General features: G+C 34.7%; 2 protein-coding genes. Both read right to left on the bottom strand.

The features are described 5' to 3' along the window. Positions 1-21: 21 nt before the first annotated feature. The gene (locus AC0QT4_RS08900) at positions 22-531 is read right to left on the bottom strand and encodes a hypothetical protein (protein ID WP_473201317.1); all 510 of its coding nucleotides are present in this window, start codon (positions 529-531) and stop codon (positions 22-24) included. Positions 532-614: 83 nt separating this feature from the next. Continuing rightward, a complete protein-coding gene (locus AC0QT4_RS08895; protein WP_473201316.1) occupies positions 615-1,400 on the bottom strand; it encodes a hypothetical protein in 786 nt (261 codons plus the stop codon). Positions 1,401-2,124: the final 724 nt, after the last annotated feature.

The following is a 2,124-nucleotide window of genomic DNA, read 5'->3' as shown; positions in this document are numbered from 1 at the left end:
GGCGCCATTATTTATGCTGCTTTACAAGCGACACATTACAAATGAAATTTCTCCATAAGGAGAGAGACGCTCTGTATAAACATTCTCTCTTGTATTGCCATGGGCATTTTTAGTCACAACAGCCATGCCATAGGCACTTGCATTTTCATAAATATGAACATTACTGATAATTTTTGCATCATCGAAAACCCGCGCATTATCATACACATGGGCATTGGCAAAAATCTTTGCAAAGTCATAAACATGGGCATTGCCATAAACAAAACCACCAACCGCAGCATTGCCATAAACCCTAGCGTTTTCATAAACACGACCGGGTTTTAAAACATAGGCATTATCAGAAACCCAGCAGTTACCATCATGAGAGAGGTTACTTTCATCTTCGATAAAACCACCCAGTTGACCAGCTTTAATATCATCAAAATCTCTTAATGCTTTAATGCGATAAAGGGTATGGTTATCAAAAACACGCGTTTCATTAGTAAGTTCATATTTTTTAGAGACAATTTTAGATACAGTTATAGTAGACATAGGTAAGCTCCTATCTAATAATGGATAAAATTTTGAATGAAATGTTCTTAAGAAGGGCGCCCCCGCCGCGCCCGCGGTGTTATTTACGCAGCGTCTTTAATAGACTGATCATTATCGCAAATATCACGACGAATTTTTTCACGGCTATTAACCACGGCATTGCCATAAATTTTTACGTGATGATCAATATTTGATTTTCCATAAACTTTAGCATTATCATAAATCCTTGCCAAGCAACCAACGCGCGCCGAGCCAGAAACCTTTGCATTGCCATAGACACTAGCATGATCCTTAATCCACGCATTGCAAAAGACATGGGCATTATCATAAACAGAAACCCAGACATGAATGCGTGATTTACCATAGACCTGAGCATTACCAAAGACATAGCCACACACATGGGCATGATCATAAACCCTAGCATTGTCATAAATTTTAGCATCATCAGTAATAATAGCTTTATTACAAACCACGGCATTTCCATAAACTTGACCAGCGATTTTGGTATCATCATAAATTTTAGCATTGTCATAAATGCAAGCCTTATTACCAAAAACCCATGCCTTGCCATTTACGGTAGCATTTCCATAAACTTTTGCTTGTCTAAAAACTTTAGCTTCTTGATAAATTTTAGCATTCTCATAAAGCTTGGCATCCAAAAAAACCGCAGCATTATCATAAATCCAACAATTGCCATCATGAGAGAGGTTATCTTCATTTTCAATAAAGCCACCCAATTGACCAGCCTTTACATCATCAAAATCTCTTAATGCGCGAATGCGATGTAAAGTGATCCCATCAAAAGTAAAGTTTTCAGTGGTTAATTCATATTTTTTGGATGATGTTTGTTTATTAACAGTAGCTTTCATGGCTAGTGTCTCCTTGATGTTTAATAAAGTTTCTATTGAGACACCCTATAAGGGCATCGGGCGCTAGAAACACGGCATCAAGCCCGTCGTTACGCTTTTCCTATAAAGGTATTGTATGGCGTAACCACACCCGACAAAGCCATTATATGCTAATCAATGCATAAAAGACAGTCAGTTTTTATGATAAGGGAAAGATTGTTACGTAATCTAACCGCTTGATGTTTTAGTGTTTCTAGCACTTATGAATATCTTTTAACAAAATACGTATTTATTGTCAACTATATTTTATTCTTTTTTGTGTTTTTTTATAATTATTTTTTAAACCATTATGTATAAATATGCATCATATGCTTATTAATACTTTACGTTTTATTGCCTCTATTCGACTCTATGTTACGCAATTGCGTTATTTTTCTCTTTTAAACATCATAATAACTAAAAGCGCTCTTATGATGCTTATTTTTAACTTTATAACGCATCATTATTTTTATGAGATGCCTTATAGATATTTTTGTGAATTTTTTATAAGAGGTTTGTAATTTAAACAGCTTTAAGAGAGACCGCGTTCTTATAACCAGCGCTTTTGATTCAAATCTATTGTTTTGATTCATTCTCTATAGAGAGCGCATCATTCTCATAAAACAAAATGATAAATATGATCATGCGGTTTTGATTTGTTATGAAAACATTTCGAATTCTTATATCCTTATCAAAATATCTTTTT

The organism is Bartonella sp. EBT8 (assembly GCF_055796165.1).
The sequence above is the reverse complement of the archived record's forward strand: the minus strand, read 5'-3'. Positions and strand labels throughout refer to the sequence as shown.

Coding starts and splice junctions, on each gene's coding strand:
- AC0QT4_RS08900 (WP_473201317.1), bottom strand. CDS start 531: ATGTCTACTATAACTGTATCTAAAATTGTCTCTAAAAAATATGAACTT.
- AC0QT4_RS08895 (WP_473201316.1), bottom strand. CDS start 1,400: ATGAAAGCTACTGTTAATAAACAAACATCATCCAAAAAATATGAATTA.